The sequence below is a fragment of the Muriicola marianensis genome, assembly GCF_014638095.1.
Taxonomy (GTDB): Bacteria; Bacteroidota; Bacteroidia; order Flavobacteriales; family Flavobacteriaceae; genus Muriicola; species Muriicola marianensis.
The window spans coordinates 1997724-2019735 of sequence record NZ_BMFH01000001.1 but is presented as its reverse complement, the minus strand read 5'-3'; the positions used below and the strand labels follow the sequence as shown (position 1 = coordinate 2019735).

At 48.2% G+C, this 22012-nt stretch carries 18 protein-coding genes; 4 read left to right on the top strand and 14 right to left on the bottom strand.

The features are described 5' to 3' along the window. Positions 1-167: 167 nt before the first annotated feature. From hppD to uvrC, 3 genes are all read right to left on the bottom strand, one after another. Positions 168-1310 carry a 4-hydroxyphenylpyruvate dioxygenase gene (gene hppD, locus IEV19_RS09145; RefSeq protein WP_188370348.1) on the bottom strand — a complete coding sequence of 381 codons (1143 nt, stop codon included), beginning with the start codon at positions 1308-1310 and terminating at the stop codon, positions 168-170. Between the two features lie 205 nt (positions 1311-1515). Next, positions 1516-3777 carry a patatin-like phospholipase family protein gene (locus IEV19_RS09140; RefSeq protein ID WP_188370347.1) on the bottom strand — a complete coding sequence of 754 codons (2262 nt, stop codon included), beginning with the start codon at positions 3775-3777 and terminating at the stop codon, positions 1516-1518. Positions 3778-3794: 17 nt separating this feature from the next. Further along, positions 3795-5582, bottom strand: a complete 1788-nt coding sequence (gene uvrC, locus IEV19_RS09135; protein ID WP_188370346.1) for an excinuclease ABC subunit UvrC — start codon at positions 5580-5582, stop codon at positions 3795-3797. A 395-nt stretch (positions 5583-5977) separates the two neighbouring features. On the opposite strand from uvrC, the gene IEV19_RS09130 reads away from it, so the two are divergent. Then, positions 5978-6538, top strand: a complete 561-nt coding sequence (locus tag IEV19_RS09130) for a 5-formyltetrahydrofolate cyclo-ligase (RefSeq protein ID WP_188370345.1) — start codon at positions 5978-5980, stop codon at positions 6536-6538. Here IEV19_RS09130 and IEV19_RS09125 read toward each other — a convergent pair. From IEV19_RS09125 to IEV19_RS09085, 9 genes are all read right to left on the bottom strand, one after another. After that, the gene (locus tag IEV19_RS09125) at positions 6526-7182 is read right to left on the bottom strand and encodes a lipoprotein signal peptidase (protein WP_188370344.1); all 657 of its coding nucleotides are present in this window, start codon (positions 7180-7182) and stop codon (positions 6526-6528) included. The two genes, IEV19_RS09130 and IEV19_RS09125, sit on opposite strands and share 13 nt — an antisense overlap. 81 nt (positions 7183-7263) lie before the next feature. After that, the gene (locus tag IEV19_RS09120) at positions 7264-7887 is read right to left on the bottom strand and encodes a DUF4097 family beta strand repeat-containing protein (protein WP_188370343.1); all 624 of its coding nucleotides are present in this window, start codon (positions 7885-7887) and stop codon (positions 7264-7266) included. Positions 7888-7924: 37 nt separating this feature from the next. Next, positions 7925-8308: a TraR/DksA family transcriptional regulator gene (locus IEV19_RS09115; RefSeq protein ID WP_188370342.1), complete on the bottom strand. Its 384-nt coding sequence runs from the start codon at positions 8306-8308 to the stop codon at positions 7925-7927. Between the two features lie 4 nt (positions 8309-8312). Beyond that, a complete protein-coding gene (gene ileS, locus IEV19_RS09110) occupies positions 8313-11714 on the bottom strand; it encodes an isoleucine--tRNA ligase (protein ID WP_188370341.1) in 3402 nt (1133 codons plus the stop codon). 122 nt (positions 11715-11836) lie between these two features. After that, the gene (locus IEV19_RS09105) at positions 11837-12784 is read right to left on the bottom strand and encodes a DUF4382 domain-containing protein (RefSeq protein WP_188370340.1); all 948 of its coding nucleotides are present in this window, start codon (positions 12782-12784) and stop codon (positions 11837-11839) included. 235 nt (positions 12785-13019) lie between these two features. After that, positions 13020-15431 (bottom strand): TonB-dependent receptor, encoded by a 2412-nt coding sequence (locus IEV19_RS09100; protein ID WP_188370339.1) that lies wholly within the window; start codon positions 15429-15431, stop codon positions 13020-13022. 2 nt (positions 15432-15433) lie between these two features. Further along, a complete protein-coding gene (gene recO, locus IEV19_RS09095; protein ID WP_188370338.1) occupies positions 15434-16153 on the bottom strand; it encodes a DNA repair protein RecO in 720 nt (239 codons plus the stop codon). Positions 16154-16234: 81 nt separating this feature from the next. Continuing rightward, positions 16235-17578 (bottom strand): NADP-specific glutamate dehydrogenase, encoded by a 1344-nt coding sequence (gdhA, locus tag IEV19_RS09090; protein ID WP_188370337.1) that lies wholly within the window; start codon positions 17576-17578, stop codon positions 16235-16237. Positions 17579-17682: 104 nt separating this feature from the next. Next, positions 17683-18837, bottom strand: a complete 1155-nt coding sequence (locus IEV19_RS09085) for a cystathionine gamma-synthase (RefSeq protein WP_188370336.1) — start codon at positions 18835-18837, stop codon at positions 17683-17685. Positions 18838-18976: 139 nt separating this feature from the next. Between IEV19_RS09085 and IEV19_RS09080 the strand changes: the two genes are divergently transcribed. Continuing rightward, on the top strand, positions 18977-19726 hold the full coding sequence (locus IEV19_RS09080) for a DUF3298 and DUF4163 domain-containing protein (RefSeq protein ID WP_188370335.1): 750 nt from the start codon (positions 18977-18979) through the stop codon (positions 19724-19726). Position 19727: 1 nt separating this feature from the next. Here the strand turns inward: IEV19_RS09080 and IEV19_RS09075 are convergent, their stop codons facing one another. Continuing rightward, a complete protein-coding gene (locus IEV19_RS09075; RefSeq protein WP_188370334.1) occupies positions 19728-20195 on the bottom strand; it encodes a DinB family protein in 468 nt (155 codons plus the stop codon). 87 nt (positions 20196-20282) lie between these two features. Here IEV19_RS09075 and IEV19_RS09070 point away from each other — a divergent pair, with 87 nt between their 5' ends. Continuing rightward, complete coding sequence (locus IEV19_RS09070; protein WP_188370333.1) at positions 20283-20639, top strand: arsenate reductase family protein; 357 nt, start codon at positions 20283-20285, stop codon at positions 20637-20639. Next, positions 20636-21541, top strand: a complete 906-nt coding sequence (locus IEV19_RS09065; RefSeq protein WP_188370332.1) for a DMT family transporter — start codon at positions 20636-20638, stop codon at positions 21539-21541. The genes IEV19_RS09070 and IEV19_RS09065 overlap by 4 nt, the downstream gene beginning before the upstream one ends. Here the strand turns inward: IEV19_RS09065 and IEV19_RS09060 are convergent. Next, complete coding sequence (locus IEV19_RS09060; RefSeq protein ID WP_229732521.1) at positions 21513-21992, bottom strand: acyl-CoA thioesterase; 480 nt, start codon at positions 21990-21992, stop codon at positions 21513-21515. The two genes, IEV19_RS09065 and IEV19_RS09060, sit on opposite strands and share 29 nt — an antisense overlap. Between the last annotated feature and the right edge of the window lie 20 nt (positions 21993-22012).

Below are 22012 nucleotides of genomic sequence, written 5' to 3'. Positions count from 1 at the left end.
TTTAAATTATGAAAAACCAATACTTAAAGTTATAAGGGAACCACCCCTTATGACAACAAATGTAAGACAACTAAATGAAACTCCCTTTCGTTTTAACTTTATTTAACGAGAGTCTTAACAAGAGATTATAAGATCTATGGTCTTTCCTTTAAAAAAGTAAGGGAAAATTACAAAGTGCCCCTCGACTCCTGTTCCCTTTCTATAGCTTCGAAAAGAGCTTTAAAATTGCCTTTGCCAAATGACTTGGCGCCTTTTCGCTGTATGATCTCTATAAACATGGTGGGCCTGTCAAGGATAGGCTTGGTAAAGATCTGCAATAAATACCCTTCATCATCCCTGTCTATAAGGATACCTAGGTCCCTCAAGGGCTCCAATTTCTCATCGATCTCACCTACGCGGTCCAGAACGTCTTCGTAATAAGTAGCAGGAACCGTGAGGAATTCCACACCCCTGTCCCTCAATGAACTCACCGTTTCTATGATGTTATCGGTGGCCAGCGCCATATGCTGGACACCTGCACCATTGTAGAACTCTATGTATTCCTCAATCTGTGATTTCTTTCTTCCTTCTGCAGGTTCGTTGATAGGGAATTTGATCCGGCCATTCCCGTTGCTCATCACCTTGCTCATCAGGGCCGTGTATTCCGTGCTGATGTCCTTGTCATCAAAGGAGACCAGCTGGGCAAACCCCATGACATGGGCGTAGAACTTACACCACTTGTTCATCTCGTTCCACCCTACATTGCCCACCATATGATCTATGTATTTCAACCCGACGTCTGAGGGCTGATAGTGTGGGTTCCAGGGTCTGTATCCCGGCATAAAGGCACCTTTGTAAGCGCTTCTTTCCACAAATATGTGAACGGTTTCCCCGTAGGTATGTATTCCTGAGAGGACCACTTCCCCGTGTTCATCCTTCAGCGTTTTGGGCTCCATGTAAGATTCTGCTCCCCTTTTCACAGTCTCCTCGTAGCTCTTGGTCGCGTCGTCTACCCATAGGGCAATAGCCTTGACCCCGTCACCGTGGAGGTCGATATGCCTGTTGATATCCCCTCCGGATTTCAGTGGAGACGTAAGCACCAGCCTGATCTTGTCTTGCTGCAGTACATAGGAGACCCGGTCCTTGAGACCTGTCTCCAGTCCGGCATAAGCAACGGGCTGGAAACCCCATGCCGACATGTAGTAATGGGCTGCCTGCTTGGCGTTGCCGACATAAAGTTCAACGTGGTCTGTGCCCAGTAAGGGAAGAAAATCCTCTGCAGCCGGATTTTCCTTGGGCAGATGTAATGAAGTGTTATCTAAAGTAGCCATGATTTGATTTTGAATTGATTAAAGAAATAATATAATAATTCGGTTCCCTGGGTAAGCAGGTTCTTTACCACATGGCCCTCAGATGGGCTTTGATCTCTTCAAGCTTGTAATTCATCAGTGCACTTTATCCTTGCAAAGATCGTAAAAAAGAGGGAAAGTTGGCCTTTCGGCCGGGTCCTTTAGACTATGAGAAATAAAGTGCTTATCAGAACCAGTATCCCAGGGAAATAAAGAATTCTCCGTCACTGGTCTCGGGCGACCAGGAATAGAGGAACTGAACGGGCCCGAAGAAGGACTCCCATCCATATCCCACTCCGTAACCCGTATAATCAGGCGCCGTGAACCATTCACCTGTCCGGAAGATGTCGTCCTCCACATTGGCAAAGTTGGCGGCGAACAACAGGTGGTTCTTCGGACTGATCTCATAGTCGAATTTGAGAAGGGATTTCACATAGCTGTTCCCGGGCAAACTCAGAAAGTCGTAGCCCAGAAAAGGCTGGAAATTGTTCAGGGGATAACTGCCAAAGCCACCCAGTACAAAATCAAAGGAAGTGACCCTCGAAGTCCCAAGTTTGAATCCGCCTTCATTCTCAAAATTTACACTCAGGTTGGGAAATAGAGGGAACGCTACGCCGATGGTCGCTTTGCCAATGGAAAAACTCTTAAAATTATCGTTGAAGTCAGACGACCAGAAATACAGATGAAAATCCCCATTGAAATAAAGACCACGCGACGGAAAATACTTGTCGTCATAGGTGTCCAGAATCAGCTTGCCATAGGTAGAAAGGTAAGTCCCCTTCTCAAAAAAGGTCACATCACCGCCTCCGGCTGCGGGTGGAATGCTGTCATTACCCTGTTCATTCAGCGTTGTTGTGCTGTAACGCAGTTCCTTGTGCTCTGCCCCTATCTGGAATGCAAATTCTTCTTTCAGCACCGTCTGCAGGTAGATCTGGTTGGTGAAGTCGGTTACCTTTAAATTGATATTACTGACATTGCTGTTGACGGGAAAATCGTAATTAGATTCAAGTACCCGGTAATCTACCTCCTTGTCGAACTCGTAAAAACTCGAATTGATCCCGTAACTCCAGTAGGAACCTTTGTCTACGTAGTACTGAAAATTGTAGCGGAGATTATCTCCCAGGATCAGGTCCAGGGAGGCCACATCGTCCTGAAGAAAGAGATTTTTCTTGGTTAGGTTGATCAGGGCTGCGCTTTTATACAGGTTGTCATAATGGGCAGCGATTCTGAGGAAGGTCTTATCAGGGCTTTCTGTCAGGGTCATCACCATATCCTGGTTCAACCCGTTGGAGGTAAGTTCATACCGGATGGTCTTGAAGTTGCCTGTGGCCACCAGGTTGTTTATGCCTTGCTGCAGTTTGGTAAAACTGATCTTTTCATTCAGGTTGACCCTCAGCTTTCCCTTGATATAGCCTCGGGAGTAATTCGGGTCACCTCGCAGTACAAGGCGGTTTATGACCAGTGAATCCGGAAGGATGATCTTCGGCCGTATTTCAGGAGGTATCCCCTGCCTGGAAGCGAGTTCTTTCAATTCCTCCAGGTGCCTGCGGGCCACTTCTTCCCCTGTGTTGATGATGGTGTCTTTCCGCTGGAAATCGATCACTGAAAAATTATCCATATCCGGTTTGATATAGATATCGGTCAGTCCCGATTTTCGTGCCATATCCTTTATAGTCCTGAAATTATTGATCTGAAGGAGAATCTCCGTGGCGGATGAAAGACTGGTCCGGTCCCTCAGACCGTGCTGCACATCCACCCCGATAACGACATCTGCACCCAGGGCCCTCAGTTCTTCCACGGGATAGTTGTTAAGCACACCCCCGTCTATCAATACCTCCCCATCTACCTCTGACGGCTGGAAAAGGGAAGGGAAGGTCCCGCTGGCCAGGATGGCCTCCGGAAGGTATCCTTTGTTAAGCATAACCTGTTTTCCGGTTTCAACATTAGTGGCAATACAAAAGAAAGGGATCTTCAGATCATTGAAGTCGCGTATGTCTTTAACGTGGTAGAGCATACGCACCAGGGCGTTGTAGATATTCTGCCCACTCGAAAGTCCCTGGGGGAAGGAGAGTTTAAAGTCGTTGAAGGGTAAGGTCAGGGCGTAGCGCTCCGATGCTTCCTTTTCATAAAAGGTCTTGGCATCGCGGGGCAGGTTGTCCTGGATGAGCTCTGTTAAATTGGTCCTGCGGAAAAGGGAATCGAGCTGATTCGCCGAAAATCCCGAAGCGTAGAGAGCCCCTACAATAGCCCCCATACTGGTCCCTCCTATATAATCGATACGGACCCCGGCCTCCTCGATCACCTTTAAAGCTCCTATATGTGCCAGTCCCTTGGCCCCTCCTCCGCTCAGTACGAGTCCTACCTTGGGCACTTTCAGGGAATCAGTTTCCTGGGCGGTTAACAGACACCCCATCAGCAGTAAAAAAAAGACGGGCAAAAACTTATGCATGCAATGAAGATAGGGGTTTAGTGGAAGTTTTCATATATTTTCTTGGCCTTGGCGTATCCGACAACTTCACTGAGGTCTTCAAGGGATGCTTCTTTGACCCGTTTTACGGATTTGAATTTTTTCAGGACCTGTTCCGCCGTCTTGTCTCCAATCCCCTGTATGTCCTCCAGGACCGAATGGATGGCATTCTTACTCCGCTTATCCCGGTGAAAAGTGATCCCGAATCGGTGTGCCTCGTTCCTGAGCTGTTGTATGATCCTGAGGGTTTCCGATTTCTTGTCGAGATAGAGTGGAACCGGGTCTCCCGGAAAGTAGATCTCCTCCAGCCTCTTCGCGATCCCTATGATGGCGATCTTCCCTCTGAGATTCAAAGCTTCCAGGCTCTTGAGGGCGGAGGAGAGCTGACCCTTGCCCCCGTCTATTACGATGAGCTGGGGCAAAGAGGAACCTTCTTCCAGCAACCGCCTGTATCTTCGGAATACCACTTCTTCCATGGAAGCGAAATCGTCTGGTCCTTCTACGGTCCTGATATTGAAATGGCGGTATTCCTTCTTGGCGGGTTTGCCATCCCTGAAAACCACGCAGGCGGCAACCGGGTTGCTCCCCTGAATGTTCGAATTATCAAAACACTCAATATGCCTGGGTTCCTCGGGCAGCCTGAGATCCTTTTTCATCTGAGCCATGATACGGTTCACATGGCGGTCGGGATCCGTGATCTTTACCTGCTTAAAGCGTTCCTGCCGGAAGAATCTGGCATTGCGTTCAGAGAGGTCCAGTATCTTTTTCTTATCGCCCAGTTTGGGGACCGTGACTTTCAGATCATCCGGAAGAGCCAGAGGAAAGGGCAAATACAATTCGCGGGACTGGGACTGAAAACGGTTGCGGATCTCCACGATGGCCAGCTGCAGCAGGTCTTTATCGGTCTCCTGGAGTTTCTTTTTGATCTCCATGGTGTGAGATCGGATGATAGAGCCGTGGGAAAGCTGCAGGAAATTTATGTAGGCATAAGCCTCATCCGAAATGATAGAAAATACGTCCACATTGTTGATCTTGGGATTGACAATAGTTGACTTCGCCTGATAATTTTCCAGCACTTCTATCTTGTTCTTGATCTGCTGTGCCGCCTCGAACTGCATATCGGCGGCGAGTGATTTCATTTCCTTTCGGAAATAATGCAGGGACGACTTAAAATTCCCTTTGATGATCTCCCTGATATCGTCTATCTGCTGCCGGTATTCCTCTTCCTGTTGCAACCCTTCACAGGGACCTTTACAATTGCCCATATGATATTCGAGGCAAACCTTGTACTTACCGGCTGTTATTTTCTCTTCGGAAAGATCGTAGTTACAAGTGCGCAAGGGGTAGACACTCCTGATCAGGTCGAGGAGGGTTTTAACCGTTTTCATACTCGTATACGGGCCAAAGTACTCCGATCCGTCCCTGATGAGTTTCCGGGTGGGAAAGATCCTTGGAAATCGCTCGTTTTTAATACAGATCCAGGGATATGACTTATCGTCCTTCAGCAGTACGTTATAGCGGGGTTGGTATTTCTTGATGAGATTGTTCTCCAGCAGCAGGGCGTCCGACTCGGTTGGGACCACTATGTGTTTGATGTTCCGGATCTTCTTTACCATCACACGGGTCTTCCCGTTCTCGTGCGTCTTGGTAAAGTAGGAAGTCACCCTTTTTTTCAGGTTTTTGGCCTTACCCACATACAGCATTTTACCGTCCTTGTCAAAGAACTGGTAGACCCCGGGAGACCCGGGCAGGGTGTTGAGCTGAAGTTCGACGGTTAACTCTGGCATGAGGTTGAGATGGAGGCGCTTTACACAAAGATAATGTAGCAAAATCATTTGAAACCTTACGTCCTGAGGATTTATTCCCCCTGATGTGGTCTCAAAATAATTCTACTGTTTCTGCGGGGAAAATCATCACATTTCAACCCTGCTCCTGTTTAAATTTTTCGCTTCCCTGTTAAATCTTTACTAAAAAAGTGCATTTCATCGGGTAAATTGGACCGCTTGTAGAATTTGTAATCTTTTTTTACCTATTTTAGGAGCGTAACAAAACTAAAATGGATAATTACCTTATTACCCTGGGCATGTATCTTATATTGATGCTGTTCTTCAAAATCTATTTTACTGTTTCTGCCAAAGACTAAAGTTCTTTTGCTCCCCACCGCGCTGAACTTCCCGGCCTGATGCTAAAAAAAGACCTCCGGACACACTTCCTGGAACTGAGAGCGAATACCCCTGCCTCAACTCTAACAAAAGCCAGTTTAGATATTTCAGAAAATGTTTTGAAGTTGCCGCTTTGGGACCTGGCTACCTTCCACATTTTTCTTCACAGCATTGAAAAAAAAGAATTAGACACCCGACTCATCATCGATAACCTCAGGGAGAAGAACAAAAACATCCTTGTGCCCAGGATGAGTCCGAATCAAGAGCTCCAGCATATACAATTAACCGAAGACACCATCCTGGAGGTCAACCGCTGGGGTATTCCTGAACCTGTAAATGGGGATACCATTTCACCGGATGCAATAGATGTGGTGTTTACTCCTTTACTGGCTTTTGATCGCCAGGGATATCGGGTGGGGTACGGAAAGGGGTATTACGACAGGTTCTTTGCCCAATGCAGGAAGGACTGCATCAAGATAGGGCTCAGCCAGTTTGAGGCAGTGGATGAGATCACAGATAAGGACAAGCATGATATCCCTTTGAATTACTGTGTTACTCCCCTAAGGATCTATGAATTTTGACCCTCCTCAGGGATCTCCTCCATATTTGGATTTTTCTTGCCGAAAGCTTTTTTGTTGAAGACAACCAGGATTCCCACCCCGGTGCTGATCGCGGTATCTGCTATATTGAAGACAGGTTCAAAAAATCGGAAGTCCTGTCCCCCCACAAAAGGCACCCACTCAGGCCAGACCGTGTCTATCAGGGGAAAATACAGCATATCCACCACCTTCCCATAGAACAGTTTGCCATAGGGATCCTCAGAGAACAGGGTGGCCACGGTATTGTAGCTGTCATTAAAGATCATCCCGTAGAAAAGAGAGTCTACTATATTGCCGACCGCCCCTGCGAAGATGAGGGAAACAGCTGTGATCAGGGTGCTTGAGGCACCTTTCTTTATACTGTCCCAAAGCCAGTAACCTATCCCGGTGATGGCAAACAACCGGAAAACCGTGAGAATCAGCTTGCCCGCACTGTCTGAGATCGGAAGCAGGTCGCTGAGTTTTGTTCCCCAGGCCGCCCCTTCATTCTCGATGAAGAGTATCTTGAACCAGTCGAAGACATCGACCGATTCCCCAAGCATAAAATGGGTTTTGATATATACTTTGCTGATCTGGTCGACCAACAGGATCACAATAACTAGGACAAGGGATTTCTTGATATTCATATTTCTGAGGTGCAGGGGCAAAAATAGGGATATTTAATACATTTCGCAGCACTGAAACCAGGGTTCAGGTATTCCATCATTCTAGTGCGTTTTCCTGACATAAATATCCCCTCTGACAGATTCCAGGTTAAATCGATTTTTCCCGACAGGTAACTCAGGTATGTCTACCTTCCCGTATTTAGACTCGGCCTTCACAACCCCGGTTTCGGCTGAAAGAAATATATCTCCGCTAAGGGTGGTCGCCCTAATAAATCCTTCAGGATTTTCCAAAGAGCATTGACCGTCACTGAGGACGATCTCCAGTTCGCGAAAGATCCCTCCTGCCATCACTCTGGTATTGGTTCCGTAGACAGCTACGATCTGGTCTTCAGGAACGCGGACCTGCAAGGAAACCGCTACGACCTTATGAGCGCTCAGTTTGTCGTTCGGTGCCTCAAAGAATGGCTGGAATGACCCTGAGATAGTCAGCGTGTTCCCATCTTCGGTCATTTCGATCCCTATATCTTTCTGATACTCGCCTTCCATGGTTGCCTCCAGTTGCAATTCAACACCCGGGGTCGTGGTCAGTTGAACCTCCGAGAAATGTTGCGCTTCGATCTGAATGGAGGTGATATGGGGCAAGAGCATGGCTTTTTTCACGATCTTCTGGCCACAAGCCTGATCAAGGCATAAGAGTAGTAGTAAAAAGGTGGTAAAATACTTCACCTCGGTCATATAAAAACGCCCCTGGACGGGGCGTTGATTATTTCTGCATGTTCTTGGCTTCTATGCTCAGGGTAGCATGGGGGACCAGTTTCAAGCGTTCTTTGTTGATCAGTTTTCCGGTTACCCTGCAAATACCATAGGTCTTGTTCTCTATGCGCAGCAGGGCGTTTCTGAGGTCGCGGATAAATTTCTCTTGCCTGATAGCCAATTGGGTGTTGGCCTCTTTACTCATGGTCTCCGAGCCCTCTTCAAAAGCCTTGAAAGTGGGGGATGTATCATCCGTACCATTGTTTCCGTCATTCATATAAGAACTCCTGAGCAGTTCCAGATGGCTTTTTGCTTTCTCTATTTTTTCCTCTATCAGAACCCGAAATTCTTCCAATTCCTTATCTGAATACCTAACTTTTAAATCTTGTCCCATAATGTCAATGTTTTTTGATCAACAATTTTGTATTTACCTCATCGAACACGATCTCCGTACCTGTTTCCAACTGCTCTTCCAATGCAAGATCGGCGGTGAGCGTCTCTGTTTTAATGTACTGAATGTTACTTTCGATCGCTTTTTCTACAAAACCGTCTTTAAGTACTTTAATGTCAATTTTATCTGTTACTTCCAATCCAGACTCCTTTCTCAGGTTCTGGATACGGTTCACAAGTTCCCGGGCGATACCTTCTTTTCTCAGTTCTTCGTCAATCGTCACATCGAGCGCCACTGTGAGTCCACCTGAACTTGCTACAAGCCATCCGGCGATATCTTCTGAGGAAATCTCTACTTCCTCTAACTGTAAGTTAATACTTTTATTTTCTAACTCAATGGATATTTCGCCTTCCCGTTCGATTTTCTGGATATCTTCCTGCGAAAACCCTGCCACTTTTTGGGCGATCCTTTTCATGTCTTTCCCAAACCTGGGGCCCAGTAACTTAAAATTAGGCTTGATCTTTTTAACGAGAATCCCGGAAGCATCATCCAGCAATTCTATCTCTTTCACATTCACCTCTGATTTGATGAGTCCGGCCACGGCTTCGATCTCTTTCCGTTCCTGCTGGTCGAGTACCGGGATCATGACCTTATGAAGGGGTTGCCTCACTTTGATCTTTTCCTTCTGGCGGATAGAAAGTACAAGGGATGAGATAGTTTGGGCCTTGGCCATCTTGCTCTCCAGCCCGGCGTTTACCAGAGCCTGGTTGAAGGCAGGAAAATTCGATAGATGGACGCTCTCCTCCCCCTTGAGTTCTGTCCCTTCCATCAGGTCGGTATATAGGCGCTCCATAAAAAAGGGCGCAATGGGTGCCGATAACTGGGCTACAATACGCAGACAGGTGTGCAATGTCTGGTAAGCGGAGATCTTATCCTGCTGGTAATCCCCCTTCCAGAACCTCCTCCTGCATAAACGAACATACCAGTTGCTGAGATTCTCCTGTACATAGTCTGATATGGCCCTGGCAGCTTTAGTAGGCTCATAATCTGCATAGGCCTCATCCACAGTCCTGATCAGGGAATGCAGTTCGGAAAGGATCCACTGATCAATTTCGGGCCTTTCCTGCAATGGAATCTCTTCCTCCTTGTATGTAAAGCCATCGATATTGGCATACAGGGCGAAGAAGGAATACGTATTGTACAGTGTTCCGAAGAACTTGCGTTTCACTTCCAGAATACCTTCCATGTCGAATTTCAGGTTATCCCATGGATTGGCATTGGAGATAAGGTACCAGCGGGTAGCATCGGGGCCGTGTTCCCCGACAACCTCCAGAGGATCAACGGCATTGCCTAGTCTCTTCGACATCTTCTTTCCGTCCTTGTCCAGGACGAGTCCGTTGGAGACTACATTGCGGTAGGCCACCGAATCAAAGACCATAGTGGCGATGGCGTGCAGGGTGTAGAACCAACCCCTTGTCTGGTCTACCCCTTCCGCGATAAAATCCGCGGGAAAGTTTTTCCCCTTGTCTATGAGGTCCTTGTTTTCGAAGGGGTAATGCCATTGGGCGTAGGGCATGGAGCCACTGTCGAACCAGACATCTATCAGGTCGGTTTCCCTTCGCATTGGCTTCCCACCCGGGGAAACCAGTATGATGTCGTCCACCACATTCTTGTGCAGGTCGATCTTCTCGTAATTAGCCTCCTCCATATTACCCGGCTCGAAGGAAGCGAAAACATCTTCCTTCATATAGCCTGCGGCTACAGATTTTCCGATCTCCTCTTTCAGCTGGGCCACAGAACCAATGATGATCTCTTCCTTTCCATCCTCTGTCCTCCAGATGGGCAGTGGAATTCCCCAGAAACGAGATCGCGAAAGGTTCCAGTCGTTTGCATTGGCCAGCCAGTTTCCGAACCGACCATCACCGGTGGCTTTGGGTTTCCAGTTGATGGTCTGGTTGAGTTCGTACATCCGGTCTTTGATCTCGGTGACCTTGATGAACCAGGAGTCCAGGGGGTAATACAAAATGGGTTTGTCTGTCCTCCAGCAATTGGGATAGCTGTGGAGGTATTTCTCTACTTTAAAAGCCCGGTTTTCTTCCTTGAGTCGGATAGCGATCTCAACGTCTACTGACTTTTCAGGGGCCTTGCCATCTTCGTAGTATTCATTCTTGACGTATTTCCCACCCAGTTCTTTCATTTCCGGGCGGAATTTCCCCTGCAGGTCAACCAGGGGTACGGGGTTCTTGCTTTCATCAAGGACCAGCATGGGCGGCACTTCAGGGGAAGCCTGTTTTGCCACCAGAGCATCATCTGCACCAAAAGTAGGAGCTGTATGAACGATCCCGGTACCGTCTTCGGTGGTTACGAAATCCCCTCCGATCACTCGGAATGCATTTTCCGGATGCTGGTAGGGCAGGGCGTAGGGAAGCAGCTGCTCATATCTCGCCTCCAGCAGGTCTTTCCCCTTCATGGATCTTACTACCCGGTACGGTATCTTTTTATCTTCTGCCTTGTATTCGGCTAATTCATCTTCGGAGGTCACTTCAAAGAACCGGCCTTTAAATTGTTCCCCGACCAGGGCCTTGGCCAGGATCACATGGATAGGCTCAAAGGTGTATTGGTTGTATGTCTTTACAAGGACGTAATCGATCTTTGGGCCCACGGTAAGTGCCGTATTCGAAGGCAACGTCCAGGGAGTGGTCGTCCAGGCGAGAAAAAAGATATCGCCTTCCACCTCCTGGAGAAAAGCGGGAAGACTTTCCTTCCTGGCCCTGAACTGGGCAGTTACAGTGGTATCCGAAATATCCTGATAGGTTCCGGGCTGGTTCAACTCGTGAGAACTGAGTCCGGTCCCGGCCTTAGGAGAATAGGGTTGTATAGTGTACCCCTTGTACAACAGCCCTTTGTCATAGATCTCTTTCAGGAGCCACCAGACGGTTTCCATGTACTTCGACTTGTAAGTGATGTACGGGTCCTGCATATCTACCCAATAGCCGATCTTCTCCGTCATGGAATTCCAGGCATCGGTGTACCTCATGACTGCTTTCTTGCAGGCCGCGTTATACTCCTCTATGCTGATCTTGACGCCTATGTCTTCCTTGGTGATGCCTAGTTCCTTCTCAACCCCGAGTTCAATGGGCAGGCCATGGGTATCCCATCCGGCCTTGCGTTTCACCTGATACCCTTTCATGGTCTTGTACCTCGGAAAGATATCTTTTATGGTCCTCGAGATCACGTGATGGATACCGGGCATACCATTCGCAGAGGGTGGGCCTTCGTAAAAGACATAACCCGGTTTTCCCTCCCTGGAGGCAACACTTTTTTCAAAAATGCGATTTTCCTTCCAGCGCTGGAGTATCTCATCCCCTATTCGGGGTAAATCCAGTCCTTTGTATTCCTGAAATTTCATAATCGCTGTTGTTTCACCTATTTAAAGGTGGCAAAATTAGTGATTTTTGTCTTAAATCAGGAGGTATGCCCCACAAAAAAAGGCCCGTAAACGGGCCTTTCTTTCTATGGTTTACACAGAAATTATCGGGTACCTGTGATAGTCACGTTCGCACTGATCTGAAGAGCCGAAGTAACACTGATGGATCCCAGGTTGAGTCCTGTGGTCGACTCGGCCTCCAGGAGGGCGTTGAAAAAGAATTTATCGCCATCGCGGTTGTAAGATGCGAAGACCAGTTCGTACTCTCCTTCCTCAAGGAAACTCAGGGTGTATGAACCACTATTTGCATTGACCACAGAACTCGTAACCGCATTCTTAAAGGTCACATCACTCTCTCCCTGACCCCTGGTCTCGGTCTCGGCATCGAAGGTGCCTTTTTCATAGGCGTACACCACGATCCTGTCTGAGGTATTCTGGGAATCATTGGCGATACCGGAGATTCGACCTGTGCTTTCTTCATTTACAGTACGGATACCTGCCGAAAGCTCAGACATGGAGACAAACTCAAAGTCTGATTCGAGGGTTCCCTGCTCTTCCATGATGGTCTTCCTCAGGTCAAAATCGAGCACCACTTCATTCGTGGCTCTCCCAAAGACCTCAAAGGCATCGGATACGGAAATGCGGTCCGACTGGGCGGTCAGTTTGTCCTTGGCGCCATTGGCCAGGGCTACATAACATCCCGGTGCATTTCCCTGGGCATCCGTGTCGTAATCGAGTACCAGTTCGAGACTGGAATAAGACCGCGCTGCCAGGTCGAGGCTCCCCAGGGTTTCGGTCTGTCCGTTGACCAAAGCGGCCAGGTTTACCGTAGTTCGACTGAAGCCATCCAGCGACCTGCCATCTACCCGCACATCTGCAAGTGTAACAAAAACGCCTTCCACATTGGCATTGTCTATTGGAGCGTCGGTAATTTTAAAAGTGGTGTTGTAGGTCTCTCCTGACATATCCACTTCATTGTCATCCTTGCTGCAGGATTGTGTTAAAAATACAGTTGCTAAAACTAAGATTGACGATTTAAAAAAATGTCTCATAGAATTAAAATTTTATTTGGGTTTATTGTTCACCTAGTCAACAACAATGAACGATTCTACCCTTCTAAAAATTTGTTAAATTTTGTTAAATGTCTATGAATGATATCTTCCGTAAACCCTATAAACACTGGAATTACATAAAACAAGGCAGGTTAGTTGCCTGATAGTCAGGCAAGCAGAAGACTTTAACATTCATCGAATTAAAAATGCGGTGTTCAGTGGTAAAAGCCAGGGTTTAAAAAGTATATCCCAGCGAGATGATAAGGTTGATCCCCGGAGCAGAAATCCCTGAGGAGTAGGTCCGATATCTCTGGTCGGTTATATTCTCCAGGGTCAGGGAAGAGGTAAGCGCATCACTCAGTTTGTACTGAGACCTCAGGTTCAGGGTATACCAGGAAGGGGAATAGGGGTTTCCATCGGCGTCCAGGTCATATATATAATCCTTACTCCTTTCTGTAAGAGCGAGGTCCTCATACCTGATCTCCCCGTTATAAACCAGGAACAGATCAGTCTTGAATCTCGGGGTCGTCCAGATATAGTGGAGATCCCCGAAGGTGGGTGCGGCGTGGCGCGCTGCTGATTCCAATCCGCTGTCATCCTCCTCAGTACCCCTTGTGATGGTCAGGTTGGAGGTGATCTGCATCTCACTGTTCAGGCTTACCTGGGCTCCGAATTCGAAGCCATAGACGAAAGCTTTGGCTGCATTCTGAATTGCCTGCACGTTGCTCAACTCCCCGTTATAGAGGATCTCCCTTTCTCCGTTAAAGGTAAAATCCCGTCTTACCAGGGCATCGACCAGATAAGTATAAAAGGCATTGGCCCGAAGAACGGCCTTATCTTTAATATTTTTTTTAAGACCCAGATCCACATTATAGGCGTATTCTGGTTCCAGGTCGGGGTTGGGAACGACCACAGACCCAGGTTCTGAATCGAAGACCTTCCCGATGTCATCTATATTGGGGGACCTGAATCCCGTAGACCCGTTGAGTGTAATCTGTAGTGTCTGGTCGGGAAACCAGCTCAGGCCCAGACTTCCGGTAAGAGCTCCGTTGTCGAGATTTGCTGTTGTAAAGGGGAAAGGATAGAAAGTGGTCTCAAAATCGGCGTTTATCCATACATGGCTGTACCTGAGCCCGGAGAGGAGGGTGAGGTTGGGCAGAGCCTTGTATTCTGCATTCACATATCCCGCGAGTGTTTGCCAGGTAGAACCATCGGGATAACGGGAGGCTGCCCTTTCTTCTTCAAGGGTTTCGATGTTGAATACACTCCCTTCAGAATTGACATAGTTAAAGATGTATTCTCCTCCATAGTAGAGCCTAAGGTCACCTATCCTGCGGTTCTCAAAATCCAGGTTAACGGATAAGGCATCTACCTGTTCCCGTGTCCTGTTCAGTTCCGGGTCCTGAAAATCACGGTCATTTCTGCTCTCTTCAAAGAACTGGTAAGCCGTGGTGAGCCTTAGGCCGTCATAGAACTTGTTCTCCCCCTTGTGGTAGGCCTGAAAATTACCCATGAACCATTTTTGCGGACCGTAATACCACTCGGCCGACCGCAGGCCGCTGCCATCCCGGTCTGGCCTGATCAGACGATCGTATCGGGAATAATCAGAAGTTTCTGAATAATAGAGCCCAAAGTCGTATTGCCACTCTGTATCGGGTCGGTGTGATATCTTCTGGAGGAAGTTGATCTGGTCATACGCTGTGGACACCTGTTTTTCAGGCTTGTTATTTGCCACCAGAACATCGGTCCCATCCTCCCGGATGACATAATTTGGCCTGAGATATCTCTCCGGGCCATGGCTGCCCATCCTAAGGTCTGCAAAACGGTTATAGGTGACGCTGCTCAGGGACGACCAGCGTTTGGAGGAGACAGACACATCTCCATGTAAGGTAAACTCGCTGTTAGCGGAAGCAAATCGCATATTCCCATTTCCCGAGACTATCAAAGTATCGGTCCGGGGAAAGTGTGGCTCAAGGGTGTAGAAGTTCATCACCCCCCCTATGGCATCGCTCCCGTAGATCACGGATCCCGGTCCGAAGACCACCTCGGTATTTTTGATGGTAAAGGGGTCAATGGAAATGACGTTCTGTAAATTCCCTCCCCGGAAGATGGCGTTATTCATGCGGACCCCGTCAACGGAGAGAACCAGCCTGTTTGTGGCGAAACCCCTGATCATCGGGCTCCCTCCGCCTAGCTGACTCTTCTGCACAAAGATCTGCCCGCTGTTGAGCAGAAGATCTGCTGCGGTCTGTGGGTTAGTGAAGGCAATATCTCCTGCCCTGATCGTTTCAATTTTCTGGGGGATATCTTTTTTCTGCTGTTCCCACTTAGAGATAGACATGACCACTTCATCTAATTGTTCTGTCTTGGGAAAGAGATACACCCGATTATTCCGCCTTCGGATCTGACTTTTATTCGTTATCCGGAGTTCATAGCCGATATGGCTGATGGTTATCCGTTCAGAGGGCGTAAAGACCGATAGGTCACACCGACCTTCCAGATCGGTCAGCACCGTTTTAGACCTGCTGTCATTGTAAAGCAGGGCATTGACAATGGGCTGGCCGGATTCCCCGTCCAATACCCTGATCTCCTGTGTAAATGCACAGTGAAGCAACAGGAAAAATACGATACTGAAAAATACGCGCATGTTCAGTTAAAAACTTCATTCAAAACCTCCAGAGAACGGGGTTTTCTAAAGCCGTGCAAATGTAATTCAAAATAGAGGACTATTTTTTGCAACAACGTTTGTCTCTCCTTTTTACCGATTTTGATCGTATGCATAGCATCAAAATTTGTGCCTAAGAGGGCTTCAAACCAGCTTAATTCCATATCTGAGATCATCGGGTTTAGAGAAGGTCGGGCACAGTACTGCCCGTCCTGCAGATCGAAGTAGGCCGACCTGGGTGGGGACACATCGGGGTAAAAGCCCAGATACTTGGTTAATTCGAGCAAAAAGTACAGGTGAAAATTAGCGATCTGCCGGTTGTGGTCTACCCATTGAAAGGCAGCTTCGAGGAAGTGGAATAAAGCCTGGTTCTGCTCCTCTTCCTGTATGCTGTTGCTCATCATCTCAGCCAGGAAGAATGCCAGGGAATTCTTGATCACATCCGTGTGCAGGGTTTCATAGGGATAGGTGACCCGTACTTCCTGCAACCTCTCCATACTCCCTTTGTTTCTGTGCACCGCCACGATCTCGAGCTGGGTTAAAGGCTGAAAATAAGCGATCTTGAGTTTGCCTTTTTTGGAATTGAGTACCCCTTTGAGGAGGTAGGTCCTGAGTCCGTCTGTTTCTGTGAACATCTTGACGATCAGGCTGGTATCCCCGTATTTTATGGAAGAGAGCACGATGGCCCTGGTGGTTACGCGCATGGGAATTTCATTGGCTGGTAAAGGTACAAAAAAGCCTCCACGGAGTCCCGTGGAGGCCGGTTTGTTTAGAACAGGAATATATCAGATCACCCCCTGAGCGAGCATGGCATCTGCTACTTTCACAAAGCCCGCTATGTTCGCTCCCTTGACGTAATTGCAATACCCGTCCTCTTCTTTTCCATATTCGATACAGGAATCATGGATATCCTCCATAATACCCTTCAAACGCTCATCTACTTCTTCCCTTGTCCAGCTGATCCTAAGGGAGTTCTGTGACATTTCCAACCCTGAAGTTGCTACCCCTCCGGCATTGGATGCCTTACCGGGAGCAAACAGGATCCTCTTCTCGTGGAAGGCGTGGATAGCCTCCGGGGTAGAAGGCATATTCGCTCCTTCAGCTACACAAATACAGCCATTTTTGATCAATGCCTTAGCCCCATCCCCGTCCAGTTCGTTCTGGGTTGCACAGGGAAGTGCGATGGTGCAAGGTACTTCCCAGGGAGTCTTCCCTTTGTGATAGGAGGCCGACTTGTATTTTTCGACGTATTCAGAGATACGTCCTCTACGATTGTTCTTCAGGTCCATGACCCATTTCAGTTTCTCTTCGTCTATACCTTCCTTATCGTAGACATAGCCACCTGAATCTGATAGGGTAAGAACCTTTCCGCCGAGCTGGATGACCTTTTCCGCTGCGTACTGGGCAACGTTCCCGGATCCGGAGATCACGACTGTCTTACCCTCAATGCTTTCCCCTCTTGTCTTTAACATGCTCTGAGCGAAATAGACAGTACCGTAACCCGTAGCCTCGGGCCTGATCTTGGAGCCTCCCCAGGAAAGCCCTTTTCCGGTGAGCACCCCCGTAAACTCATTCCTGATCTTTTTATACATCCCAAAAAGGAATCCAATTTCCCTGGCTCCAACTCCTATATCCCCTGCAGGTACGTCCGTGTTAGGACCAATGTGCCTGCACAATTCCGTCATAAAGGCATGGCAGAATCTCATCACCTCATCATCCGATTTCCCTTTGGGATCAAAATCTGAACCTCCCTTACCACCTCCCATGGGAAGGGTGGTCAGGCTGTTCTTAAAGACCTGTTCAAAGGCAAGGAATTTGAGGATACTCGCATTCACGGTGGGGTGGAACCTGAGACCGCCTTTGTACGGCCCAATAGCCGAGTTCATCTGAATTCTGTACCCCCGGTTGACGTGAATCTCCCCGTCATCATCCACCCAGGCTACCCGGAAGGAGATCAATCGTTCCGGTTCTACCATACGCAGCAGAATATTCTTTCCGCTGTAGATCTCGTGTTGGGCAATATACGGGATAACAGTTTCTGCTACTTCCTGTACCGCTTGTATGAATTCGGGTTCGTGACCATTCCGGGCAGTTACCTCATCCATGAAAGCTTTAATTTTTGCATCCATATGACTTTTCTATTAAATGGCTGTTGTTAGATTCATAATATAGCGGCAAAATTATATTATTTGAATAATTTTTTGCCCTTTTTTTTAAGTATTTGATAAAATGATCACGACAGCGCCTGCTCAAGGTCGGCAATGAGATCTCGCACATCTTCTATTCCTACACTAAGCCTGATGAGCGCATCTACCACTCCACTTTTCTCCCGTTCTTCTTTAGGGATACTGGCATGTGTCATACTGGCCGGATGTCCTGCGAGGCTTTCAACCCCACCCAGGGATTCCGCAAGGGTGAAGACCCTCAGTTTTTCGACGATTCTTACCGCATCTTTAAAAGAACTGCCTTTGGGGATGAAAGAGATCATCCCTCCGAAATGGCTCATCTGTCGCTTTGCGATCTCGTGGTTGGGATGGTCCTCAAATCCAGGCCAGTACACTTTTTCGATCCCGGGATGTTCCCTGAGATAGCGGGCGATGGCTTCCCCGTTCTCGCAGTGCCGCTGCATGCGCACGTGGAGCGTCTTGATCCCCCTCAGCACCAGGAAACTGTCCATGGGGCCACATACAGCCCCACTTGCATTCTGAATAAAATAAAGCTTCTCGGCCAGTTCCTTGTCGCGTACCACAAGGGCTCCTACTACCACATCACTGTGCCCTCCCAGATATTTGGTGGCCGAGTGCATGACGATGTCTGCACCCAGATCTAAGGGCCTCTGCAGGTAAGGAGTGGCAAAGGTGTTATCAACAGCCAGCAATAGCTTGTGTTTTCTAGCCAGCTCTGACGCCCCTTTGATGTCGATCACGTTCATCATGGGGTTGGTCGGCGTCTCTACCCAAAGTAGGCGGGTCTTGTCATTGATCTTTTCCTCGATCTTCCCCAGATCGGTCATCCCGACAAAGTGAAAGGTGATCCCGTATTTCTCGAAAACCTTCTTAAAAAGCCGGTAACTGCCCCCGTACAGGTCGTTCGTGGATACGACCTCATCCCCGGGAGAAAGCAGTTTGATCACAGCGTCGATAGCAGACAGGCCACTGGCAAAGGCCAGGCCGTACTCTCCATTCTCTATGCTGGCCAGAGACTTTTCCAGGGCAGTCCTGGTGGGGTTGGCGCTTCTGGAATATTCGTATCCTTTATGCCCGCCCGGAGTAGACTGGGCATAGGTGGAAGTTTGATAAATGGGAGGCATCACGGCGCCGTAGGCGGCATCAGGCTCCTGTCCCCCGTGTATTGCCTTGCTGTTGAAGTGTAAGGATTTCTTGCTCATGTTCTTGGTCTAGAGCTACAAAGGTATTGTTCTGGCAGGGAATTAACGAAGGGTTTTTTTTTGATCATAATCCGTCCCGGCAGGAATGGTTCTGTTCAGAATAAAATGTAGTTTTGTTCGAACATCAGATTGAATTCCTATGAAGTTCTCCAGGCTTACTTTTATTCCTTTGCTCTTGTTAGTAATTATTTCCTGCGAGGAAGAATCCAACCTTGTCATGGAACCCATTGTGTATACCAATGCTCCTTGTGACGACTGTCCGGAGGTATCCATCGAATACCCCAGGGTGATTGAGGATACAAAGATCGGCCGGGCTGTAAACGCGGGGATCACAGAAGAGATCATAGGATTGCTGACCTTCTCAGACAGCCTGGAGGTCACCGACATCAACGAGGCGGTCAATTCTTTTACGATGGGGTACACCGAATTAAAATCCGTTTACCCTGATGAGACAGTCCCCTGGGAGGCCAGGATCAGGGCAGAAGTCTCCTTCGAAAACCACAGGATTCTCTCTGTAAGGCTCGATTCCTACCTTTTTACGGGAGGAGCCCATGGCTACACCTCCACGAATTTCCTGAATTTCGATGTGCAGAAAGGAGAAAAAATAAATACCCAGGAATTGTTCCGAGACCTGCTGGCCTTTCGTTCCTATGCAGAAGAGGCTTTCAGAAAACAGGAAAATATCCCAGCCGATGCCCCGATCAACAGTACGGGATTTATGTTTGAACTGGATTCCTTCTATCTGCCTGCCAATATCGGGCTCACGCCTAAGGGCATTCTACTGCTGTACAACCAATACGAGGTGGCTTCCTATGCCGATGGGCAGATCCAGCTGACCATTCCCTTTAAGGAAGCCAAGCAATTCATCACCCCGGGGATGAAGCTGTGATTCAGGCAGAAGCCTTCAGTTGTTTTTTCATACTGAGAATAGTACCGTAATGCAAGCCCAGGTGGACGAGGTTGAAGGAGATGGCCTCTTCAACCGAATTGAGTGTAACCCCCGTACTCGTGGTATAGGGATTAAAAGATTTGAATATTCCTTTTTCATAGTCCTCTCTGACCCATTTGGGGGTCAGGGGCAAGGCCTCTGATACTGACTTTATATCTTCCGGGGCTACTCCCCCTTCCGGAAAAGTTCCCTTGCTGTATTTTTTTATCAGTTCCATATCCAGGCGGGGAGTTAAATTACTTAGCCTGTAGAAAAGGGATTGTTCCGTAACCAGGACGTGGGCGATATTCCAGAAGAGGTGATTATTGTGATTGGGCGGGATTTCAAAGAGTTGTTCTTCCGGGGTATCCAAAAGTATTTTATGGTAGATGGCATGCAGTCTTTCCGTGATCTCGAAGAGTTTTTCCATGGACTTCGTTTTTATAAAAGTATAGAATTCGCAGATATTTGGGTTTCTTTGCAAAGGGTTTATTCCTCGAGCTAAATTACCTGAAGGATGAAAGACACTTTTTTTTATCTCAGTACCTGTGACACCTGCAGACGTATCGTGGGAGAACTCGACCTCCCCGAAGAAATCAGGTTGCAGGATATAAAAACAGAACCTCTTACCCGGGAACAACTTCATGAACTAAAAGACCTGGCCGGAAGTTATGAGGCCTTGTTCAGCAAACGCGCCCGCCTTTACAAGGAACGCAATCTCAAGGAAAAGGCCCTTGATGAATCGGATTTCAGGGATCTGCTCCTGGAGCATTACACCTTCTTAAAGCGACCAGTCCTTGTGGTCTCGGGGAAGATCTTTGTCGGCAATTCCAGGAATACAGTGGCTGCGGCCCGTGAATATCTCCAACCTTGAACAAAAGGACCCTGGCCTTACTGGCCGCCGTCGGGGCAACCACGATCTACGGGTTGAACCACACCATAGCCAAAGGTGTGATGCCCGTATATGTAAAACCTTTCGGATTTATCATGATCCGTGTCCTGGGGGCTACCGCACTTTTTTGGGCGATCTCATTTTTGGGGCCGAAAGAACGGGTCGAAAAAAAGGACTGGGGCCGGTTTATCCTCTGTTCCTGCTTCGGGATGGCCATCAATATGCTTGCCTTCTTTAAAGGTCTCGACCTGTCGACCCCTATCAACAGTGCCGTATTGGTAACGACTACGCCCATCATCGTGGTCGTTCTGTCAGCATTCTTGATCGCGGAACGAATCAGGTTGACGAAAGGCATCGGCATCATTATTGGGTTGGCAGGTGCATTGGGGCTGATCTTTTACGGGCAGGAAATGCGGCAGGATGCCCCGAACATCCCTTTGGGAAACATCCTCTTCCTGGTCAACTCCCTGTTCTTTGGCCTGTATCTGATCCTGGCCAAGAAGCTGGTTGAGAAGTACCACCCCTTTACCTTGATGAAATGGCTATTCCTGATCGGGATCTTTCTCAATGCCCCTCTGGCCCTGCCCGAATTCCTGGAGATCTCATGGAGCACCCTGCCGGGGGAAGCCTTATGGGGAATTGCCTTTGTGGTGTTGGGCACCACCTTCTGCACTTACCTCTTCAACGCCTTTGCCCTAACTCAGTTAAAAGCATCTACCGTAAGTGCTTTTGTCTATGTGCAACCGTTGGTCGGTATCTTGTTCGCAGTCCTGAGCGGGAAGGATCAGCTGAGTCCGGTTAAGATAGCCTCAGCCCTTCTGGTATGCCTTGGGGTGTATCTGGTGAGCAGGAAGCCTAAGCCAGATCCTTCGGTAGTTTCCTGAATTTTCGGGTGTCTTCCTTGGTAAGGATCCTGAAATCAGGGGATCGCTCGAAATGCATGAATTTATCCAGCAATTCTCCCTCCAGGCCGATGAGTTTCCGGGTTTCCAGGCTGATCCAGCCGCCCATCATCTCGCAATGGGCCACGTTCTTTCCATCTGCAGTGTAGAAGTTATGGTGGAATTCAAAGAACATCCCGTCTTCACTCATCCCTGCTACCTCAACAGATACCTTAATGGGCTTACCGGGGAAGACCTCTTTGAAGTAGTACATGTGCTCGTAGAAGACCACCGGACCTATGTGATGCTTTACCAAAGTCCTGTGATCGAAGCCCATCTCCATCAGGAAGGCCATCCGGGTATGACTCATAAAGTTTGTATAAGCACTGTTGGCCATGTGCCGATTGGCATCCAGATCGCTCCAGCGGACTTCAAATTCCTTGAAATAGGTCATCTTTCCTTTTTTATCAGGCT